Annotated in this window: 14 protein-coding genes; 6 read left to right on the forward strand and 8 right to left on the reverse strand. The window is 73.6% G+C overall.

Going from position 1 to position 17,674, the window contains the following annotated elements:
• Window positions 1-101: 101 nt before the first annotated feature.
• From ACFY3L_RS17500 to lysW, 6 genes are all read right to left on the reverse strand, one after another.
• A complete protein-coding gene (locus tag ACFY3L_RS17500; RefSeq protein WP_389324296.1) occupies window positions 102-4,652 on the reverse strand; it encodes an amino acid adenylation domain-containing protein in 4,551 nt (1,516 codons plus the stop codon).
• A 43-nt stretch (window positions 4,653-4,695) separates the two neighbouring features.
• Window positions 4,696-5,517: an SDR family oxidoreductase gene (locus ACFY3L_RS17505; protein WP_389324299.1), complete on the reverse strand. Its 822-nt coding sequence runs from the start codon at window positions 5,515-5,517 to the stop codon at window positions 4,696-4,698.
• On the reverse strand, window positions 5,517-6,659 hold the full coding sequence (locus ACFY3L_RS17510; protein WP_389324302.1) for a M20/M25/M40 family metallo-hydrolase: 1,143 nt from the start codon (window positions 6,657-6,659) through the stop codon (window positions 5,517-5,519). Before ACFY3L_RS17510 ends, ACFY3L_RS17505 begins: the two co-directional genes overlap by 1 nt.
• Entirely contained in the window at window positions 6,656-7,600 is a 945-nt protein-coding gene (gene argB, locus ACFY3L_RS17515; protein WP_389324305.1) for an acetylglutamate kinase, read from the reverse strand. The genes ACFY3L_RS17510 and argB overlap by 4 nt, the downstream gene beginning before the upstream one ends.
• Window positions 7,601-7,660: 60 nt before the next feature.
• Window positions 7,661-8,641: an N-acetyl-gamma-glutamyl-phosphate reductase gene (gene argC / locus ACFY3L_RS17520; RefSeq protein WP_389324308.1), complete on the reverse strand. Its 981-nt coding sequence runs from the start codon at window positions 8,639-8,641 to the stop codon at window positions 7,661-7,663.
• A 99-nt stretch (window positions 8,642-8,740) separates the two neighbouring features.
• The gene (gene lysW / locus ACFY3L_RS17525; RefSeq protein ID WP_344509524.1) at window positions 8,741-8,920 is read right to left on the reverse strand and encodes a lysine biosynthesis protein LysW; all 180 of its coding nucleotides are present in this window, start codon (window positions 8,918-8,920) and stop codon (window positions 8,741-8,743) included.
• A gap of 373 nt (window positions 8,921-9,293) precedes the next feature.
• Between lysW and ACFY3L_RS17530 the strand changes: the two genes are divergently transcribed.
• The 6 genes from ACFY3L_RS17530 to ACFY3L_RS17555 all read left to right on the forward strand — a co-directional run bounded on the left by ACFY3L_RS17530 (window position 9,294) and on the right by ACFY3L_RS17555 (window position 15,275).
• Window positions 9,294-10,622: a DegT/DnrJ/EryC1/StrS family aminotransferase gene (locus ACFY3L_RS17530; RefSeq protein ID WP_389324312.1), complete on the forward strand. Its 1,329-nt coding sequence runs from the start codon at window positions 9,294-9,296 to the stop codon at window positions 10,620-10,622.
• A gap of 35 nt (window positions 10,623-10,657) precedes the next feature.
• Window positions 10,658-11,536 carry a transketolase gene (locus ACFY3L_RS17535; RefSeq protein ID WP_389324315.1) on the forward strand — a complete coding sequence of 293 codons (879 nt, stop codon included), beginning with the start codon at window positions 10,658-10,660 and terminating at the stop codon, window positions 11,534-11,536.
• Window positions 11,533-12,516 (forward strand): transketolase family protein, encoded by a 984-nt coding sequence (locus ACFY3L_RS17540; RefSeq protein ID WP_389324318.1) that lies wholly within the window; start codon window positions 11,533-11,535, stop codon window positions 12,514-12,516. The genes ACFY3L_RS17535 and ACFY3L_RS17540 overlap by 4 nt, the downstream gene beginning before the upstream one ends.
• Window positions 12,517-12,521: 5 nt before the next feature.
• A complete protein-coding gene (locus tag ACFY3L_RS17545) occupies window positions 12,522-12,794 on the forward strand; it encodes an acyl carrier protein (RefSeq protein ID WP_389324321.1) in 273 nt (90 codons plus the stop codon).
• Window positions 12,791-14,053, forward strand: coding sequence for an acyltransferase family protein (locus ACFY3L_RS17550; RefSeq protein WP_389324324.1), 1,263 nt, complete (start codon window positions 12,791-12,793; stop codon window positions 14,051-14,053). The genes ACFY3L_RS17545 and ACFY3L_RS17550 overlap by 4 nt, the downstream gene beginning before the upstream one ends.
• Window positions 14,054-14,159: 106 nt before the next feature.
• Window positions 14,160-15,275, forward strand: coding sequence for a winged helix DNA-binding domain-containing protein (locus tag ACFY3L_RS17555; protein WP_389324327.1), 1,116 nt, complete (start codon window positions 14,160-14,162; stop codon window positions 15,273-15,275).
• Window positions 15,276-16,586: 1,311 nt separating this feature from the next.
• On the opposite strand, the gene ACFY3L_RS17560 is transcribed toward ACFY3L_RS17555, so the two are convergent.
• Together ACFY3L_RS17560 and ACFY3L_RS17565 are read right to left on the reverse strand one after the other, a co-directional pair.
• On the reverse strand, window positions 16,587-17,114 hold the full coding sequence (locus ACFY3L_RS17560) for a DinB family protein (RefSeq protein WP_389324330.1): 528 nt from the start codon (window positions 17,112-17,114) through the stop codon (window positions 16,587-16,589).
• Between the two features lie 120 nt (window positions 17,115-17,234).
• Window positions 17,235-17,639 (reverse strand): PaaI family thioesterase, encoded by a 405-nt coding sequence (locus ACFY3L_RS17565; RefSeq protein ID WP_344509510.1) that lies wholly within the window; start codon window positions 17,637-17,639, stop codon window positions 17,235-17,237.
• Window positions 17,640-17,674 lie beyond the last annotated feature (35 nt).

Here is a 17,674-nt window from a genome sequence, read left to right on the forward strand (position 1 = left end):
ATCGTTTCGGTCTCGTCCGTCTTCGGCCGTGCAGGGGCTGGGCATCCTCCCGGTCCGTTCGTGTGTGTTCCGGTTCCGGGACACGGGTCCCGGCCGGCAGTTCAGGACGCGTCAAGCGTCCGGATGTACCCGGCCAGGTGCGCCGGGGTGTGCAGCGCCCGGGTGCGCAGCAGCTCGCTCAGCTCGCCCGCACCGGAAGGGGCGGTGCAGCGGCGCAGCGTCCTGGGCGCGGCGGCGGACGGGTCCGCCGCCAGCTGGGCGGCGACCGGGCCGGCGATGCCGGCCACCCAGACCCGGTCCGGGTCCAGGGTCGCCACCCGCTCGTACCATTCGCGGTCCGGGCAGGACCGCAGCTCGTGGCCCGCGGCGCGGATCGCGTCCACCAGGTCCCGGGTGCCGCCGACGGCCGCGGGGACGGCGTCGACGTAGCGGGCGCCCGGCTCCGCGTGCCCGGCGTCCGCGAGCAGCACCGCGCGGGCGGCGGCGTCGGCGGGCAGCGCCTGGAAGAGCTCGTTGCCCTCGATGGCGAAGCTCTCCGGGTACTGACCGGTCTCGATCATCGCCCGGGACCAACTCCACACGGCGTCGGCCGCGTTGATCTGGAAGCGCTCCTGGTCGCCGAAGACGCTCGGGATGCGCACCACCGCGGCGGGCACGTCCAGCTCGGCGGCGTGCTCGAGGTACAGCTCGGCGACCGCCTTGGAGCGCACGTAGCCGTTCGCGGCCGACGGCAGCGTGTGCAGCGGGCCGGGCGGCACGGTCCCGCCGGCCGGGTAGCCGGCGGAGTCGAACACCGAGCTGGTCGACACCACGGTCAGCGCGGCGCGGCGACCGGCGGCGGCCAGCTCGAGCAGGCCCGCCAGGCTGTGCGTGTTGGCGGCGGCCAGCTGCTCGTACGGGTAGACGTGGTTGACCCACGCGGCGGTGTGCACGATGCGCCCCGCCTCGCCGGCGAGCCGGTCGTGGTCGGCGCGGGACAGCCCGAGCCGCGGCGCGGCGATGTCGCCGTCGACGAGCTCCACCCGGGCGGCGTGCTCCGCGCGCCACAGCCCGAGTGCGGTCATCCCGTCGACCAGGTCGTCGCGGCGGCGCTCCCCGCCGCGCACCAGGCAGACGACCCGCGCGCAGTCGTCACCGTCGAGCAGCTGGGCGAGGACGAACCGGCCCACGAACCCGGTCGCGCCGGTGAGCAGCACGACGCCACGGTCGGCGTCGGCGCGCGGCCCGGGGCGCGGGATCCCGGCGACCCGCTCGGCGATCCCGGCGCGCATCGTGGCGATGTCGTCGCCGGCGGCGGCGGGGGCCACCGTCGTGCCGGCGCGGACCTCGTCGACGGCGTCCGCGAGGGGCTGCAACTGCGGCGTGCGGAACAGGGTCTCCATCGGCATGTCGACGCCCAGCGACGTGCGGATCCGCGCGACCATGTGCATCACCATCAGCGAGTGGCCGCCGAGCTCGAAGAAGTTGTCCTCGGTGCCGACCGCGGGGACGCCGAGCAGGTCCTGCCAGATCGCGGCGAGCTCCTTCGCGGTCCCGTCCGCCGGCGCGTCGCCGCGCGGGCCGGTGCTCGGGCCCTGGTCGCGGCGCCCGGCGAGGGCCTGCCGGTCGAGCTTGCCGTTGCGGGTCAGCGGCAGCTCGTCCAGCACGGTGACCGTCGCCGGCACCATCCACTCCGGCAGGGTCCGCAGCAGCGCGCGGCGGATCGCGGAGCCGCTCGGGCTCGCCTCCCCGGCCGGGACGACGTACCCGGCGAGCGTGGCGGCGCCGACCCGGTCGCGTTCGAGGACGACGGCGGCGCGGGCGACGTCGTCGAGGGCGGCCAGGGCGGCCTGCACCTCGCCGAGCTCGATCCGGTGGCCGCGCACCTTCACCTGGTCGTCGCCGCGGCCGAGGTACAGCAGCTCGCCGTCGTCGCGGCGCACGGCGAGGTCGCCGCTGCGGTACATCCTGGCCCCGGACCGCCCGCTGAACGGGTCGGGCAGCATGCGCTGCGCGGTGAGCGCCGGGTTGGCGACGTAGCCGTGGGTGACGCCGTCGCCGCCGACGAAGATCTCGCCGGGGACGCCGGGGCCGACCGGGTGCAGCGAGCCGTCCAGGAGGTACAGCGACAGGTCCGGCAGCGGCGGGCCGATCAGCGACGCGGTCTCGGCGAGGTCCGCCTCCCGCACCCGCCGGTAGGTGACGTGCACGGTGGTCTCGGTGATGCCGTACATGTTGATGAGCTCGGGCCGTTCGTCGCCGTGCGCGGCGACCCAGGGGCGCAGCGCGGCGTGGTTGAGCGCCTCGCCGCCGAACACGACGTACCGCAGGGCGGTGTGCTCGTCGGGGCGGTCCAGCAGCGCCGCGCTCACCTGGCCGAACGCGGACGGCGTCTGGCTGAGCACGGTGACGCCCTCGGTCCGCACCAGCTCGGCGAACACGTCCGGCGCGCGGGTCGCCCACTGCGGCACGACGAGCAGCCGGCCGCCGTGCAGCAGCGCACCCCACAGCTCCCAGACGGAGAAGTCGAACGCGTACGAGTGGAACAGCGTCCACACGTCGTCCGGTCCGAAGGTCATGTGCTCGTCGCAGGCGGACAGCAGCCGCAGCACGTGCCCGTGCGCGACGAGGACGCCCTTGGGCCTGCCGGTGGAGCCGGACGTGTAGATGACGTACGCGGGCGCCTCCGGCGGCACGTCCACGGTGACCTGCTCGGTCGCCTCGGCGATCTCGGACCAGTCCAGTACGAGCGGCCGCGGCCCCTCGACGGCCTTCGCGGTCGCGGGCGTCACGATCACCGTGCTCACCCGGCACTCGGCGAACTGGTCGGCGGTGCGCTCGGCCGGGTTCTCCGGGTCGATCGGCAGGTAGGCGGCGCCGGCCTGCAGCACGCCGAGGACGGCGGCGGGCAGGTCCACGGTCCGCTCCAGGACGAGGCCGACGATGCTGCCCGGCCCCTCGCCGCGCTCACGCAGGGCGGCGGCGATCCGGTTGGCCCGGTCGGCCAGCTCCGCGTAGGTCAGCCGGTCCTGGTCGTCGGCGACGGCGACCGCGTCGGCCCGACGCGCGGCCTGCGCGGCGAACGCGCCGTGCAGCGTCTCGTGCGCGGGAGCGGCGGTGAGGCCCTGCGCCGGGATGACCGCCGGCTCGCCGTCGGCGAGGATGTCCAGGTCGGCGACCGGGACGTCGGGGGTCGCCAGACCGGCCCGCAGTAGCGTCTCCAGCCAGCGGGCCCAGCGGGCGACCGTGGACGCGTCGAGCAGTTCGTCGTCGTAGGGCAGGTAGCCGACCACCTCGTCGCCCTCGCACCACAGCTCGGCCATCAGGTCGTAGTGCGTCGCGCCGCCGTCGAGCTCGGCGAAGGACACCTCGACGCCGGGCATCCTCGGCGGGGTCGGCGCGCCGTCGCGCAGCGAGAACGAGGTCTGGAAGATCGGGGTCACGCCGGGGCGGCGCGACGTCTGCAGCTCCCGGACGAGCATGTCGAACGGGATCTCCTGGTGGCCGAGGGCCTCGCCGAGCGCCGCACCGGTGCGGCGGACCAGGGTGTTCAGGTCGGGCCGGTCCCCGACCCGGACGTGGATCGGCAGCCAGTTCAGGAAGTAGCCGATCATCCGCTGTGTCTCCGCGCGGGGGCGGCCGGCCACCGGTACACCCACCACCAGCGACTCCGAGCGCACCAGCCGGGACAGGAAGGCGATGTAGCCGGCGAGGAACGCGCCGAGCAGCGTGGTGTCGTGCCGCTTGGCCAGGTCGCGCAGCCCGGCGACGAGGTCCGCGCCGAACCGGACGTGCTGGAACTGCCCCTGGCTGCCGCGGATCGCCGGGCGGGGCCGGTCGGTGGGCAGGTCGAGGGCTTCGGGGGCGCCGTCGAGCCGCTCGCGCCAGTGCTCCAGCAGCCGCCGCATCGACGCACCGTCCACTGTCGCCCGCTGCCACTCGGCGAAGTCCGGGTAGTGCACGTCGAGCGGGGCGAGCTCCACCGGCACGCCGCGCTCCCGGGCGTAGAGCCGGCCGAGGTCGTCCAGCAGGATCCCCAGCGACCAGTTGTCGGACACGATGTGGTGCTGGACCAGCGCGAGCAGGTGGGTGGTCGCGTCGATGCGATACAACGTGCAGCGCACCAGCGGACCCTCGGCGAGGTCGAAGTCCTCGACGACCAGCCCCGAGGCGAGCCGCCGCGCGGTGCCGGCCGGGTCCTCCTCGGCGGTGCAGTCGACCTCGTCGAGCGGCAGCGTCATCCGGTCCAGCACCAGCTGGTAGGGCTTGCCGTCGCGCTGCCGGAAGACCGTGCGCAGCGACTCGTGCCGCAGGGCGAGCTGCTGCAGCGCCCGGCGCAGCGACTCGGCGTGCAGGTCGCCGTCGATGCGCAGCGCGACCGGGACGTGGAAGATCTCGCGGCGGGTGAGCAGCTCGTACATGAACCACAGCCGCTCCTGCTCGAAGGAGCACGGCGCCGTGTCAGCTTCGGAGTCGGAGCCGGCGGCACGGCGGGTGATCCCGAGGTCCGCGCCCTGACGGGCCAGCATCCGCTCCACCAGCCGGCGCTTCTGCGCGGGCAGCGCGGCAAGACGCGACCGCAGCGCGGCGAGGTCGGACGGGGCGGCGCCGTCGGCGGGCGCGGCGTCCAGGCCGGCGTCGGGCCGGGTCTGCAGCTCGGTGGACTGGTCCATGGCAGGCAACTCCTATCCGTCTGGGTCGGGGTCCGGTCCTCGGTCAGCGGGCGGTGAAGCCGCCGTCCACCACCAGCTCGGTGCCGGTGACGCCGCCGGAGTTGGGGCTGGCCAGCCACAGACAGGCCGCCGACACCTCGGCCGCGCTCACGAGGCGGCCGATCGCGTGCAGGGACGCGGACTGGCGCTCGTAGTCGTCCAGGCCGGAGCCCATCGACTCGGCGACCGCGCGGGTGCTGCGGGTGCCGAGCTCCGCGTCGTCGGCGACGGTGCTGGGGCTGACCGCGTTCGCGCGGATGTTGTGCCGGCCGTACTCGAGCGCGATCGACTTGGTCAGCCCGACCACGCCGTGCTTGGAGGCGACGTAGTTGGAGTACATCTCGAACGCGACCCGCCCGCCGGTGGACGCGGTGTTCACGATCCGCCCGCCACCGTGCTCGACCATGTGCGGCAGCACCGCCCGGCAGCAGCGCCACGTGCCGCTGAGGTTCACGTCGAGGGACAGCTGCCACTGCTCCTCGGTCAGCTCGTGCGCCCGTACGCCGCCGGGGCCGAGCACGCCGGCGTTGTTGAGCAGCACGTCGATCTGGCCGAACTCCTCCATGCCCTCGTCGACGACCTTGTCGACGCCGGCCTGGTCGCGCACGTCGGCGACGCCGGTCAGCACCCGGCTGCCGAAGCGCCGGCACTTGTCGGCGGTCTCCTCGAGGTCGCGCCGGCCGGACATCGGGTAGGGGCCGGCCTGCGGGTCGCAGTGGTCGACCAGGATCAGGTCGGCGCCCTCACGGGCGAAGGTCAGCGCGTGGGAGCGGCCCAGCGCACGGGCCGCGCCGGTGATCATGGCGACGTTCCCGTCCAGCAACATCATGCCTCCAGAAGTCGGGGACCGGCGAGGGCGCGTTCGTTGTCCGGCGGGGTCGCGGCCAGCTGGCGCCCCAGCCGGGGCAGGGCGACGGTCAGGACGTCGATCGCGCGGTACAGCTCGCTGATCGGGATGTGTTCGTCGGTGGTGTGGTCCAGGTGGGCGTCGCCGGGGCCGTAGGCGGCCATTGGCACGCCCCACGGGTCGAGGGTGTTCATGTCGGAGGTGCCGGCCTTGCGCTTGAACGTCGGCCGGGCGCCCTGCGCGGCGATCGCGGCGCGCAGCTGGCTCACCACCGGGTCGGACCGGGTGCGGGTCACCCCGGGCACCCGCTCGTCGACCCAGATCCGGCTGTGCGTGCGGCTGCGGGCGAAGCGCTCCAGGGCGGCGAAGTCGAAGCCCGGCGGCACGCGGCAGGTCAGGAACGCCTCGGCGTCGGCGAGGTCGCCGCACAGGCGGATCAGCGTGCCCGCGGCGACACCGAAGGCGACCGGGTCCGGATCCGGGTCCGGTGACAGCCCGCGCAGGTAGTCCTGCACGTCGCCGGCCCAGCGGGCGGCGCGCTCCACCGCGGTCGGCTCCGGGCTGCTGGTGTGCAGCGGCGGCTGATGCATCTCGTACCCGAGGCCGATGCGCCCCTTGTAGCCGAGGCAGACCCCGTCCCAGCCGCTCGGCTCGCCGATGACCACGGCGTCCGGGCGCGGGACGGTCTCCATCACGTGCCGTGCCCCCCGCGAGCCGGCGACCTCCTCGCCCACCGCACCGACGGCGTGCACCCGCACGCCGCGGCTGCGCGCGGCGGCGCAGATCATCGTGACGAAGGCGCCCTTGGCGTCCACCGAGCCGCGCCCGTACAGCAGGTCGCCGACCTGGCACACCGGGACCTGCCCGGGGACGGTGTCGATGTGCCCGAGCAGCATCACGGTCGGGGCGTCGCCGGGGCCGATGACGCCGTGGACGTTGCCGACCTCGTCGACGTGCGCGTCGAAGCCGAGCGTGTCCATCTGCTCCGCCAGGAACCCCGCGAGCGGCAGCTCCTGCCCGGACACCGACGGGATGCTCAGCGCGGCGCGCAGCAGCCACGCCGGGTAGTCCTCGCGCAGGACGCCGGGCCGGGCGCGGCGCACGGTCCAACCGGCGGTCATGCGGCGCCGCCTTCACGCAGGGAGCTCCCGCCGCCGGCCTCGCGCAGGGAACTGCCACCGCCGGCCTCGCGCAGGGAACCGCCGCCGCCGGCCTCGCGCAGGGAACCGCCGCCGCCGGCCTCGCGCAGGGAACTGCCGCCGCCGGTGAGGGCCTGGCGGATCGGCCGGTGCTGCCCCGCGGCGCCGATGACGACGCGCGTGACGGTCAGGCTGGCGCGCAGCCCGGCCCGCACCTTGTGCCGCATCCGCCCGCGGACGGTGTCGCCGTCGAGGTGCTGCGGGCCGACCTCGGCGATCCTGCTGCCCGGGTCGTCCGGGTCGGCGTACACCCCGGAGACGTCGGTGAGCAGGACCAGCGCGTCGGCGTCGAGCGCCACCGCGAGCCGGGCGGCCATCTCGTCGGCATCGACGTTGAGCAGGTTGCCGTCGGCGTCGCTGGCCGGCGGGGACACCACGGGGACGTCGCCGCGCTCCAGCACCGCGCGGACGGGTGCGGGGTCGACGTGCTCGATCCGCCCCGACTGGTCGTCGCGGATCACCACGGTCCTGCCGGCCTTGACCGACCGGATCGCCGGCTTGCGGGACGCGGTCGCCAGCCCGCCGTCCGCCCCGCTCAGGCCCACCGCCCGCGCACCGCGCGCCCGCAGCCCGCTGACCAGCTCGGGCTTGACCCGCCCGAGCAGCGCCATGGTGATGACCGAGAGCATGGTGCGGTCGGTGCGCCGGCTCTGGGTGCCGTCGGGTGATCTGATGACCTCACGCTCGACGCCGAGCTCGTCGGCGAGCTGGTCGGCGACGGCGCCGCCGCCGTGCACCAGCACGGTGGGCGTGCCGGCAGCGGCCAGCTCCGCGACCTCGTCGAGCAACGGTCCCGGGTCGGAGCCGCCGCCGATCTTCACCACGATGACCCCGCCGGGGGTGTGTCCGGCGTCCTGTGCCATGCCCCGCTCACCTCCTCTGTGCTTGGTGTGCCGTGCCGGTGCGGACTGGTGCGGTCCGGCTCAGGCCGGGTGCAGGCCCGGGAACTCCAGGCCGGCGTCCTCCGGCATGCCGCGCGCCACGTTCAGGCTCTGCACGCCGCCGCCGGCGGCGCCCTTGACCAGGTTGTCCAGGGCGGCGACCACGACGATCCGGCCGCCGTCCTCGTCGACCGCGCAGCCGACGTCGACGAAGTTGGTGCCGGACAGGAACTGCGGGTCCGGCAGGCGGTGCACCCCGCGGCTGCGGGAGACCACCCGGACGAACGGGCGGTCGCGGTACTCCCGCTGCAGCACCCGGAGCACGTCCCGGCGCTCGACCGGCTCCGGCGGCGTGACGTGGCAGATCACCTGCGCGCCGCGGACCGACGGCACGGCCGTCACGGTCATGCGGGCCCGGACCTTGGCGTGCGCCGCGATCTCCTGCTCGTGCCGGTGCCCGGCGGGTTTGTAGACTCTGAACGCGTTGCCGCGCTCGGCGTGATGCGACGACGGGCCGGGCTCCGCGCCGGAGCCGGACGAGCCGGTCCGCGCGTCCACCACCACGTCACCGTCGACCAGGCCCGCCTTGCTCAGCGGGGCGAGGGCGAGGATCGCGGCGGTCGCCATGCAGCCGGGCACGCTGATCCGCTCGGCACCGGGCAGCTCGTCGGCGTACAGCTCCGGCAGGCCCGTCCGGTAGACGTCGCCGGACGCGGAGGTCGCGCCGGCACGGAAGTCCGGGCTCAGGTCGACGATCGTGCCGGCCAGTCCGGCGACGCCGGCCTCCAGCTCCGCGGAGGCTCCGGAGGGCAGCGCCAGGAAGGCGGTGTCGACCGGGGCGAGCTCCTGCGGCGGGTGGAACGTCAGGCCGAGGTGGTGCAGATTGGGGTGCACCTCCGCGACCGGCCGGCCGGCGTGCCGGCGGGAGACGGCCTGCACCAGGTCCAGTTCCGGGTGTGCGTGCACCAGCCGGAGCAGCTCCCCACCCGTGTAGCCGGCCGCGCCGACGACGCTCACCTTCACCCTGCCGCCCCTTCCGTCTGCAGTCTTTGTCGCGTGTTCGGTGCCCGCCGGGGGGGTGGGATCCCGCCTCAGGTACCCACCACCCCGGCGAGCGGGCGGCTACTCGCCCCAGTCCTCTTCCACCTCGGGCGCGAGCGCCAGCACGACCGGGTCGGTCGTGACCACCTCGAGCTCGCTGGAGCAGTGCTGACAGATCACGATCTCGGCAACCATGAGTTCATCGGAGACGTCCACCGCGCCACCGCACTGCGGGCACTGCACGGTCGTTGCAACAGTCATCAGTTGCCTCCTGCAGATTGTGTGACTACTGTTTGGCCAACACTGCAGAAGCTAACACATGCTTCACGGTCGCACATCCTGAGAGACAACTTGGAAGCAGCATCGAGGCTACATCTCGCAGGTCACGGCAAAGTCGCTCGAATATCCACGCCGGCGACTCAATGCCCCTTCCCCACGTCGTCTTTTGCCAAACAGGGCATTGGTCCAAACGTCGATGATCGAGTTGCGGATCGCCGCATGCAGGGTGATGCTGACCCTCGACACTGTTGCAGACTCTGCATGACGAGGCGATGAATGTCTGCAACAAAGGCTGCTCCTTGCGTGTCCTCCCGAGCGGCGACCCGACGAGCACACCGTCCGGAGGTGCCTGTTCATGGCCGAGACCACCCACACCTCGCGTACCGCGGAGCTGGCGCTGCTCGGGGGGGACCGCGCCGTGCCGAAGGACAGCGGCGGCGGCGCCTGGCCGATCGTCACCGCGGACGACGAGCGGGCCGTCCTCCGGGTGCTGCGCGACGGGCCGCTGAACGCCGCGTCGCCCGGCGAGCCCGAGATCGGCCGCCTCGAGGCGGCGTGGGCGGAGGCCACCGGCACACGGCACTGCGTGGCCGTCGCCTCCGGCACCGTCGCGCTGCACCTCGCGCTGCGCGGCTGCGGGGTCGGCCCCGGCGACGAGGTGGTCGTGCCGGCCCTGACGATGAACGCGACCGCCCACGCCGTGCACGCGGCCGGCGGCACCGCCGTGTTCGGCGACGTCGAGCCCGGCACCTACAACCTGGATCCCCGCTCGGCCGCCGAGGCCACCGGTCCGCGCACGGCGGCGCTGCTGCCCGTCCACCTGCACGGACTACCGGCGGACATGCCGGCACTGCGCCGGCTCGCCGAGCGGCTGGACGTGCCGGTCGTCGAGGACGCCGCACAGGCCCACGGCGCGCGGCTGGAGGGGCGCAGGGCCGGCGCGCTCGGCACGGCCGGCTGCTTCAGCCTGCACCCGCACAAGAACCTGCCGACGTGCGGCGAGGGCGGGCTCATCACCACCGACGACGACGAGCTGCACGAGCGGCTCGTCAGCCTGCGCAACTTCGGCGAACGGGCGCCGGCCGGGGCCCGCACGTACATCAGCCACCACGCCGCCTTCAACGCGCGGATGGCGCCGGTCGCGGCCGCCTTCACCCGCTCGCAGCTGGCCCGCTTCGACGACAACGCCAGGCGGCGTGAGCCCGGCATCCACGCGTTCCTCGAACGGCTCGCCCAGCTGCCCGGGCTGCGCGTGCCGCAGATCCCCGCCGGCCGCACGCACGCCTGGCACATCCTGCGCCTGATGCCGCAGCCGGAGGCGTTCGGCCTCGGGCCCGAGCACCGGACCGGGCTGCGCGCCGCCCTGCACCGGGTGCTGCGCGCCGAGGGCGTGCCGGTCTCCCAGTACCAGGTCGCGCCGCTGCCCGCGCACCCCGCGTTCCGGCCCGCCGGCATGACCGAGGCCGACGCCCTCGACTGGGTGGCCGAGCACTTCCCCGTGACGGCCGCGGTCGTGGACGGATCCCTGTGCCTGCAACGCCGCCACCTCGATCCGGCCGCCGGGCCGCTGCTGGCCCGCTACGCCGACGCCTTCGAGAAGGTCTGGCGGCACCTCGACCTGATCCGCCAGATGGCCCGCTCGCGCCCCGCACCCGGCTGGCGCGAGGCGCTTCGCAAGGGCTGACCACCGATATCGACACCCACCGAAGGGAGCCAGACATGGCCGCGCCGACCACGACCGGCCCGCCGCACTCCCCCGCCGTCCGGGACGACGCTGTACAGGACGGCGCTGTTCACTACGGCGCTTTCGAGGAGGCGCCCGTCGCGGCGATGGCGCAACGGATCCGCCAGGACGTCATCCGGATGGCGGGCGGGCCGGAGGGCGCGCACGCCGGCGGCAGCCTGTCCTGCGCCGACCTGATGGCCGTGCTGCACGCGGGGCTGCTGCGCCCCGGCGACGCGTTCGTGCTCAGCAAGGGCCACGCCGCGCCCGCGCTGTACAGCGCGCTGGTGCAGCTCGGCCGGCTCCCCGCCGACGAGCTCGACACCTACGCCCAGCCCGGCAGCAGGCTCTTCGGCCACCCCGCGCACGACCTGCCCGGCGTCGAGTTCGCCACCGGCTCGCTCGGCCACGGGCTCGGCCTGTCGATCGGCCTCGCGCTCGCCGAGCGGCTGCGCGGCGGCGACCGGCGCGTCTACACCGTCCTCGGCGACGGCGAGCTGCAGGAGGGCAGCGTCTGGGAGGCCGCGCTGCTGGCCGGCCACCGCAGGCTGCCCAACCTGGTCGCGGCCGTGGACCGCAACGGGCTGCAGATCACCGGCGGCACCGAGGGCTGCGTCGCGCTCGAGCCGCTCGACGCGAAGTTCGCCGCGTTCGGCTGGCAGGTGCGCACCGTCGACGGGCACGACCTGGCGGCGCTGCACGAGGCGCTGCGGCCGTCGCCGGACGGCCCGGTCATGGTGATCGCCACGACCGTGAAGGGCCGTGGCGTGCCGTTCCTGGAGCGCAAGGTCGCCGGGCACTACGCCAAGCTCAAGCCCGCCCTGGTGCAGCGCGCCCTCGCGGCCCTCGCCCGGGCGAAGGGAGAGCCGTCGTGACGCAGACGATCGCCGAGGTGGAGCTCGGCCCGGATCCCCGCACGGCGTACCGCGACACGCTGATCGAACTCGCCGCCGCGGACCCCCGGGTCATCTGCCTGGACTCCGACACGGGCGGCCTGGAGAACACCTTCGCGGAGCGGTTCCCCGACCGCTACATCAACGTCGGGATCGCCGAGGCGAACCTGATGACCGTCGCCGCCGGGCTGGCCCGCCGCGGCTTCATCCCCTACGTGCACACGATGGCCACGTTCGCCACCATGCGGGCCGCCGAGTTCCTCAAGGTCGACGTGGTCGGCAACCGGCTGCCCGTGCGGGTGATCGCCACGCACGGCGGGCTGTCCGCCGCGCACTTCGGCACCACCCACTTCGCCCTGGAGGACCTCGCGGTCGCCCGGGCACTCGCGGACCTCGCCGTCGTCGTCCCCGGCGACGGCCGGCAGATCGGCGCCGCCACCCGTCAGCTGCACGAGCTGCCCGGCCCCGCGTACCTGCGGCTCGGGCGGTCGGCGACACCGGTGCCGCCGGGCAGCGCACCCGACTTCCGGCTCGGCCGGGCCCGCACGCTGCGCGAGGGCACCGACGTGACCCTCGTGGCGACCGGGGCGATGCCGCTGCTGTTCGCGCTGGAGGCGGCTTCGCTCCTCGCCGGCGACGGGATCGACGCGGAGGTGCTCGAGCTGCACACCCTGCACCCGCTGGACCGCGACGGGCTCCTGGCCGGCTGCCGCGGCCGGGCGGGGGTGGTGACCGTCGAGGAGCACCGGCCGCAGGGCGGCGCGGGCGACGCGGTCGCCGAGGTGGTGTCCGCCGAGCTCGCCGTGCCCATCCGCCGGGTCGCCGTGCGCGGCCGGCCCGGCGCGCGGGTCGCCGGCCAGCGCGACGCCCTCGAGGCGCACGGGGTCAGCACCGGCGCGGTCGTCGAGGCCGCCGGCCGGCTGCTCGCCCACACCCAGAACATCGACCAGAAGACGAGGTGATGACGATGGCCGGGACGGCCCTGATCCACGACGAGGACCGGATCCGATACGTGCAGAGCGTGTTCCAGCGCGTGCTGAAGGTCGACAGGGGGGTGACGCCCGACGACGAGTTCTTCGCCCTCGGCGGCACCTCGCTGACGGCCATGGAAGTGATCGACCTCATCGAGGCCGAACAGGGCCGCCGCCTGCCGGTGCGCAACTTCTACCAGGCGACCGTGGTCCGCGAACTCGCCGGCGAGCTGACGCCCGCCACCGACTCAGACGGAGGTGCCCGATGATACGGCCGAGAGCAGGACTCGCCACCGAGGCGAGCAGCGACGTGACCATCGAAGGTGGCGGGCCGCAGTCCGTGGCCGCCGGCGACCGGCCCGCGCCCGGCCGGTCGAGCTCGAAGCTGCACTCGCTGACGGGGCTGCGGTTCATCGCCGCGTTCCTCGTCGTGCTGTGCCACGTCGGCATCAACCTGCTGCCGTTCGTCGCCAAGGACCAGGTCTTCGTGATCCACGTGTTCTACGGCTTCGGCTCCGTCGGGGTGTCGTTCTTCTTCATCCTCAGCGGATTCGTGCTGACGTGGGTCGCCCGGGACACCGACACCGTGCCGCAGTTCTGGCGCCGCCGGTTCTTCAAGATCTACCCGAACCACCTGGTGACCTTCGTCGCGGCGGTCCTGTTGGCGGCGACCGCCGCGCACGCGCTGTCGACCCGCGACACGCTGGCCACGCTGTTCCTGGTGCACGCCTGGATCCCCGACCAGGAGCTGCTGTTCAACCTGTGGAACAACACGCCGACCTGGTCGCTCGCCTGCGAGCTGCTGTTCTACCTCGCCTTCCCGTTCGTGCTGAACCTGCTGCGCAAGGTCCGCCCCGAGCGGCTGTGGCGCGGCTTCTGGATCACGTTCGCCGCGATCTGCGCCGTGCCGTTCGTGGCGCTGCTGCTGCCCGCCGGCGGGACCCATCGCGGCACCGGCCTGCCATGGCTGCACATGTGGTTCATGACGTTCTTCCCGCCGGTGCGGATGCTGGAGTTCGTGCTGGGCATCTTCACCGCGCTGATCGTCATCAACGGGCGCTGGCTCAAGCGCTGGCCGCTGCCGGTGGCCGTGATCGTGGCGACGATCGGGCTCATCGCCGCCGGTGGCGCCACGCCGCCGATCCTGGGCTTCGTCGCCGTCTCCGCGCTGCCGCTCGCGTTCCTGGTCGGCGCCGTCGCCACCCGCGACATCGAAGGCCGCGGCAGCTCCTTCGGCAGCCGCACCATGGTGTTCCTGGGTGAGATCTCCTTCGCCCTGTACCTGGTGCACTGGCTCGTGGTCGTCTACGGCTGGATCGGCAAGCACTCCCCGACGTGGGGCGCGAACCCCGCCGACGCACCCGCCACGTGGGGCACCGTGCTGACCTACTCGGGGCTGACGATCGTCACGAGCCTCGTGCTCGCGTGGCTGCTCTACACGCTCGTCGAACGCCCGATCATGCGGCGCTGGAGCCGGCCGAAGGCGAAACGCGACACCCTGGAAGCGGCCCGGGCCGACCGGGGCTGAGATCTCCTCGACAAGGCTCCCACCACGAGCGGGTGGGAGCCTTGTCGCCTTTCGTGCAGTGTCTTTCGGCCCGGGGTAGGGTGAGGACGACTGCGAAGGGGGCACTGTGAAAGTCACCTGGAAACAGGTCGCGACCTGGCGGATGAAGCGGCAGTTCGTGCACCCGCGCACGAAGGCCAGCGCGAGCGAGATCGTCGGCAGGCTGTGTGGTGTGCAGGCGCAGGTGTGGAGCGCCGCCGAGCTGGCCGTCGCCTTGCGTCAGACGACACCCGACGGCGACGCCGTCGACCGGGACGTCGCCGACCTGACGCTGCTGAAGACCTGGGCGATGCGCGGCACGCTGCACCTGCTGCGCCCGCAGGACGCGGGCGCCTTCCTGTCGCTCATGGCCGCCGCCGGCAGCTGGCTCAAGCCCTCCTGGACGAAGGCGTCCGGCGTCAGCCCAAAGCAGGTGGACGAGCTGACCGACGAGGTCTCGCAGATCCTCGAGGGCGGCGCGGAGCTCACCCGCGACCAGCTGGTCACGAAGCTCATCGCCGACAAGCGCTTCGCGAGCATGGAGGAGCGGCTGCGCTCCGGGTGGGGCTCGGTCCTCAAGCCCCTCGCCTGGCGCGGCGCCCTCTGCCACGGCCCCAACCAGGGCAACAAGATCACGTTCACCTCGCCGGCGAAGAAGTTCGGCAAGGACTGGAAGGGCATCCCCGAGCCCGACGAGGCCGCCCCGATCGCGATCGAGGCGTATCTCGGCGCGTACGGTCCGGCGAGCCCCGACACGTTCGACCGCTGGCTGACGCTCAACAGCACCAGCAAGCCGAAGCTGCGCAAGTGGTTCGCCGACATGGGCGACAAGCTCACCGAGGTCGACGTCGAGGGCCGCAAGGCGATGATCCTGACCGAGCACGCCGACGACCTCGCCGGCGCCCCCGACTGCACGGGCGTCAAGCTGCTCGGCCACTTCGACCAGTACATCCTCGGCCCCGGCACCAAGGACGACGCGCTGCTGGACACCAAGCACCGCAGCAAGGTGAGCCGCACCGCCGGCTGGATCTCCCCCATCGTCGTCGTCGACGGCCGCGTCGAGGCCGTCTGGGAGATCGAGGGCAAGGACCTCGTGGTGACCCCGTTCGACGGTGTCGTCCTGCCCGAGAAGGACCTCCAGAAGGAGGCCGCACACGTGGGCAAGGCCAACGGCGTCAGCGGCCTGACGGTCCGCATCGCCTGACCCCGCCCCACACCGGACTGCCACGGCCGGCACCACTGCCCGCGTGCCCCGCCACCTGTGATCGAAGGACGGAACTGGTCGTCCGGGCGACCCGGAGCATCCTTCGATCACAAGCATGGAGGACCGCAGCAGTCGTAGCGTCCCAACGCCCGCCCCCGCGCCGCACACAGAACAGCGACCACGCTCCAGCCACCGGCCACCGCCAGGCACCGCCGCCGGCACCCCCGCCAGGAACCGCTGCCAGGCATCTCCCGCCCGCACCCGCCGCTCGGCGCCCCGCCACCCGTGATCGAAGGACGGAACTGGCCGTCCGGGCGACCCGGAGCATCCTTCGATCACAAGCATGGAGGACCGCAGCGAGCCCGGCGTTCCAAAGCCCGGGGTCCAGGCACCGGCCGCCGCCAGGCATCTCCTGGACGAACCCGCCGCTCGGCGCCCCGCCACCCGTGATCGAAGGACGGAACTGGCCGTCCGGGCGACCCGAAGCGTCCTTCGATCACAAGCATGGAGGACCGCAGCGAGCCCGGCGTTCCGAAGACCGAGGTCCCGCGCCGCACAAAGAACACCAACCACGCTCCAGACACCGGCCACCGCCCAGCACCGCCGGCCCGCACCCGCCGCTCGGCGCCCCGCCACCCGTGATCGAAGGACGGAACTGGTCGTCCGGGCGACCCGAAGCGTCCTTCGATCACGAGCATGGAGGACCGCAGCAGTCGTAGCGTTCCAAAGCCCGGGCCCCGCACCGCACACAAACAGCGGCCACGCTCCAGGCACCGGCCACAACCCAGCACCACAACCCAGCACCACCGCCCAGCACCGCCGGCCCGCACCCGCCGCTCGGCGGCCCGCCAACCGGTGATCGAAGGACGGAACTGGTCGTCCGGGCGACCCGAAGCGTCCTTCGATCACGAACATGGAGGGCCGCAGCAGTCGTAGCGTTCCAAAGCCCGGGCCCGCGCCGCACACAAACAGCGGCCACGCTCCAGGCACCGGCCACCGCCCGGCACCACCGTCCAGCACCACCGCCCAGCACCACCGCCAGGCACCGCCCGCCCGAACCCGCCGCTCGGCGCCTCGCCACCCGTGATCGAAGGACGGAACTGGCTGTCCGGGCGGCCCGGAGCGTCCTTCGATCACGAGGATGGAGGGCCGCGGGGCGACTGGCGGCTCGCGAGGGTGGAGGACCGCAGCGGGCCCGGCGGTTTCCAGGTGCGCGGCCTGTGTCGCACCTGGAGATCCGGGCCACGCTCCGGCCGTCAGATGGGCGGCGGGGACTGCTGTCCGCCGCGCCGGGGTGGGGATCGAGACGGGTCAGGCGAAGTGGGTGCGGTAGAGGTCGCGCAGCAGCGCGACCTCCGCGCCGTGGTGCATGACCTCGCGGTTGACGTGCAGCATCAGCGTCGCCATCGGACGGTCGGCCCACGGGCCCTCCGCCTCGCCGATCGGGCGCTCCAGGGCCGCCTCGTCCAGGTTGCTCACCGCGTCGCGCCAGTCACGGTAGTGCCGCTCCAGCGCTGCGACGGCCGCGGCCGCGGTCACCGGCAGCTCGGCGGTCGCCATCGTCAGCGAGCCGTCGCCGAAGTGCGCGCTGGTGCGGATCCCCAGCACATGAAAGGCGACGTGCGTCATCCGCCAGGCGATCGTCGTCACCGGCGGTGGGTCCGGCGTCTCGTGCCCGCCGTCGAGTGTGGCGTGGCCGTCCGCCGCGGTCCGCACGGACCAGCAGTCCTTGACCGGCTCCCAGAAGTACTCGTCGTCGGTGAGGCCGGCCAGCGCTGGCGTCAGGTTGTGCTCCCAGTAGAGGTCGAGCTGGTCGAGCACCTCTGCGCGCCAGTCCATGCGCGGACTCCCGTCGGTCGTTGCGGCGATGCCTGCACCGTAGGACCGCCGCGACGACCGGCGTGCCGGGTTCCGCGCGGGTTCCCTCATTTGGGAGAAGCGCGCCGGAAGCCCTGCCGATCAGCGCAGATTCTGCAGCCTGACCTGCCCCCGGGCGACCAGCCCACCGGCCGCGTCCACCGTCTCCACCGCCCACACCTGCTGCGTGGCGCCCCGGTGGATGGGCACCGCCGTCGACGTGAGCCGGCCGTTGGCCGCGGTGACGGGCGCGAAGAAGTCGGTGGTGTTGCTGACCCCGACCACCGTGCCCTTGTCACCGAGCCACCGGTCCGCTGCCACGCTCGCGACGGACTCGACCACCGCGCAGTGCACCCCGCCGTGCAGGATGCCGTGTGGCTGCAGCAGGTCGCCGCGGGCCGACCAGGCGGCGACCACCTGGTCGGGGCCGACCTCCTCGAACTGCAGGCCGAGGTGCTCGACATAGGGTCCGAGTCGCTGCGAAAGCGAAAGCTTGTCCACGGTCATGACTCGAGTATCCCAGTGTCCACCGGAGTCTGCAG

This window comes from Dactylosporangium sp. NPDC000521 (assembly GCF_042898305.1).
Taxonomy (GTDB): Bacteria; Actinomycetota; Actinomycetes; order Mycobacteriales; family Micromonosporaceae; genus Dactylosporangium.

What these genes read in the sequence shown, in the direction of transcription:
- ACFY3L_RS17500 (WP_389324296.1), bottom strand. Translation starts at nt 4,652, where the DNA reads ATGGACCAGTCCACCGAGCTGCAGACCCGGCCCGACGCCGGCCTGGAC.
- ACFY3L_RS17505 (WP_389324299.1), bottom strand. Translation starts at nt 5,517, where the DNA reads ATGTTGCTGGACGGGAACGTCGCCATGATCACCGGCGCGGCCCGTGCG.
- ACFY3L_RS17510 (WP_389324302.1), bottom strand. Translation starts at nt 6,659, where the DNA reads ATGACCGCCGGTTGGACCGTGCGCCGCGCCCGGCCCGGCGTCCTGCGC.
- argB (WP_389324305.1), bottom strand. Translation starts at nt 7,600, where the DNA reads ATGGCACAGGACGCCGGACACACCCCCGGCGGGGTCATCGTGGTGAAG.
- lysW (WP_344509524.1), bottom strand. Translation starts at nt 8,920, where the DNA reads ATGACTGTTGCAACGACCGTGCAGTGCCCGCAGTGCGGTGGCGCGGTG.
- ACFY3L_RS17530 (WP_389324312.1), top strand. Translation starts at nt 9,294, where the DNA reads ATGGCCGAGACCACCCACACCTCGCGTACCGCGGAGCTGGCGCTGCTC.
- ACFY3L_RS17535 (WP_389324315.1), top strand. Translation starts at nt 10,658, where the DNA reads ATGGCCGCGCCGACCACGACCGGCCCGCCGCACTCCCCCGCCGTCCGG.
- ACFY3L_RS17545 (WP_389324321.1), top strand. Translation starts at nt 12,522, where the DNA reads ATGGCCGGGACGGCCCTGATCCACGACGAGGACCGGATCCGATACGTG.
- ACFY3L_RS17550 (WP_389324324.1), top strand. Translation starts at nt 12,791, where the DNA reads ATGATACGGCCGAGAGCAGGACTCGCCACCGAGGCGAGCAGCGACGTG.
- ACFY3L_RS17560 (WP_389324330.1), bottom strand. Translation starts at nt 17,114, where the DNA reads ATGGACTGGCGCGCAGAGGTGCTCGACCAGCTCGACCTCTACTGGGAG.
- ACFY3L_RS17565 (WP_344509510.1), bottom strand. Translation starts at nt 17,639, where the DNA reads ATGACCGTGGACAAGCTTTCGCTTTCGCAGCGACTCGGACCCTATGTC.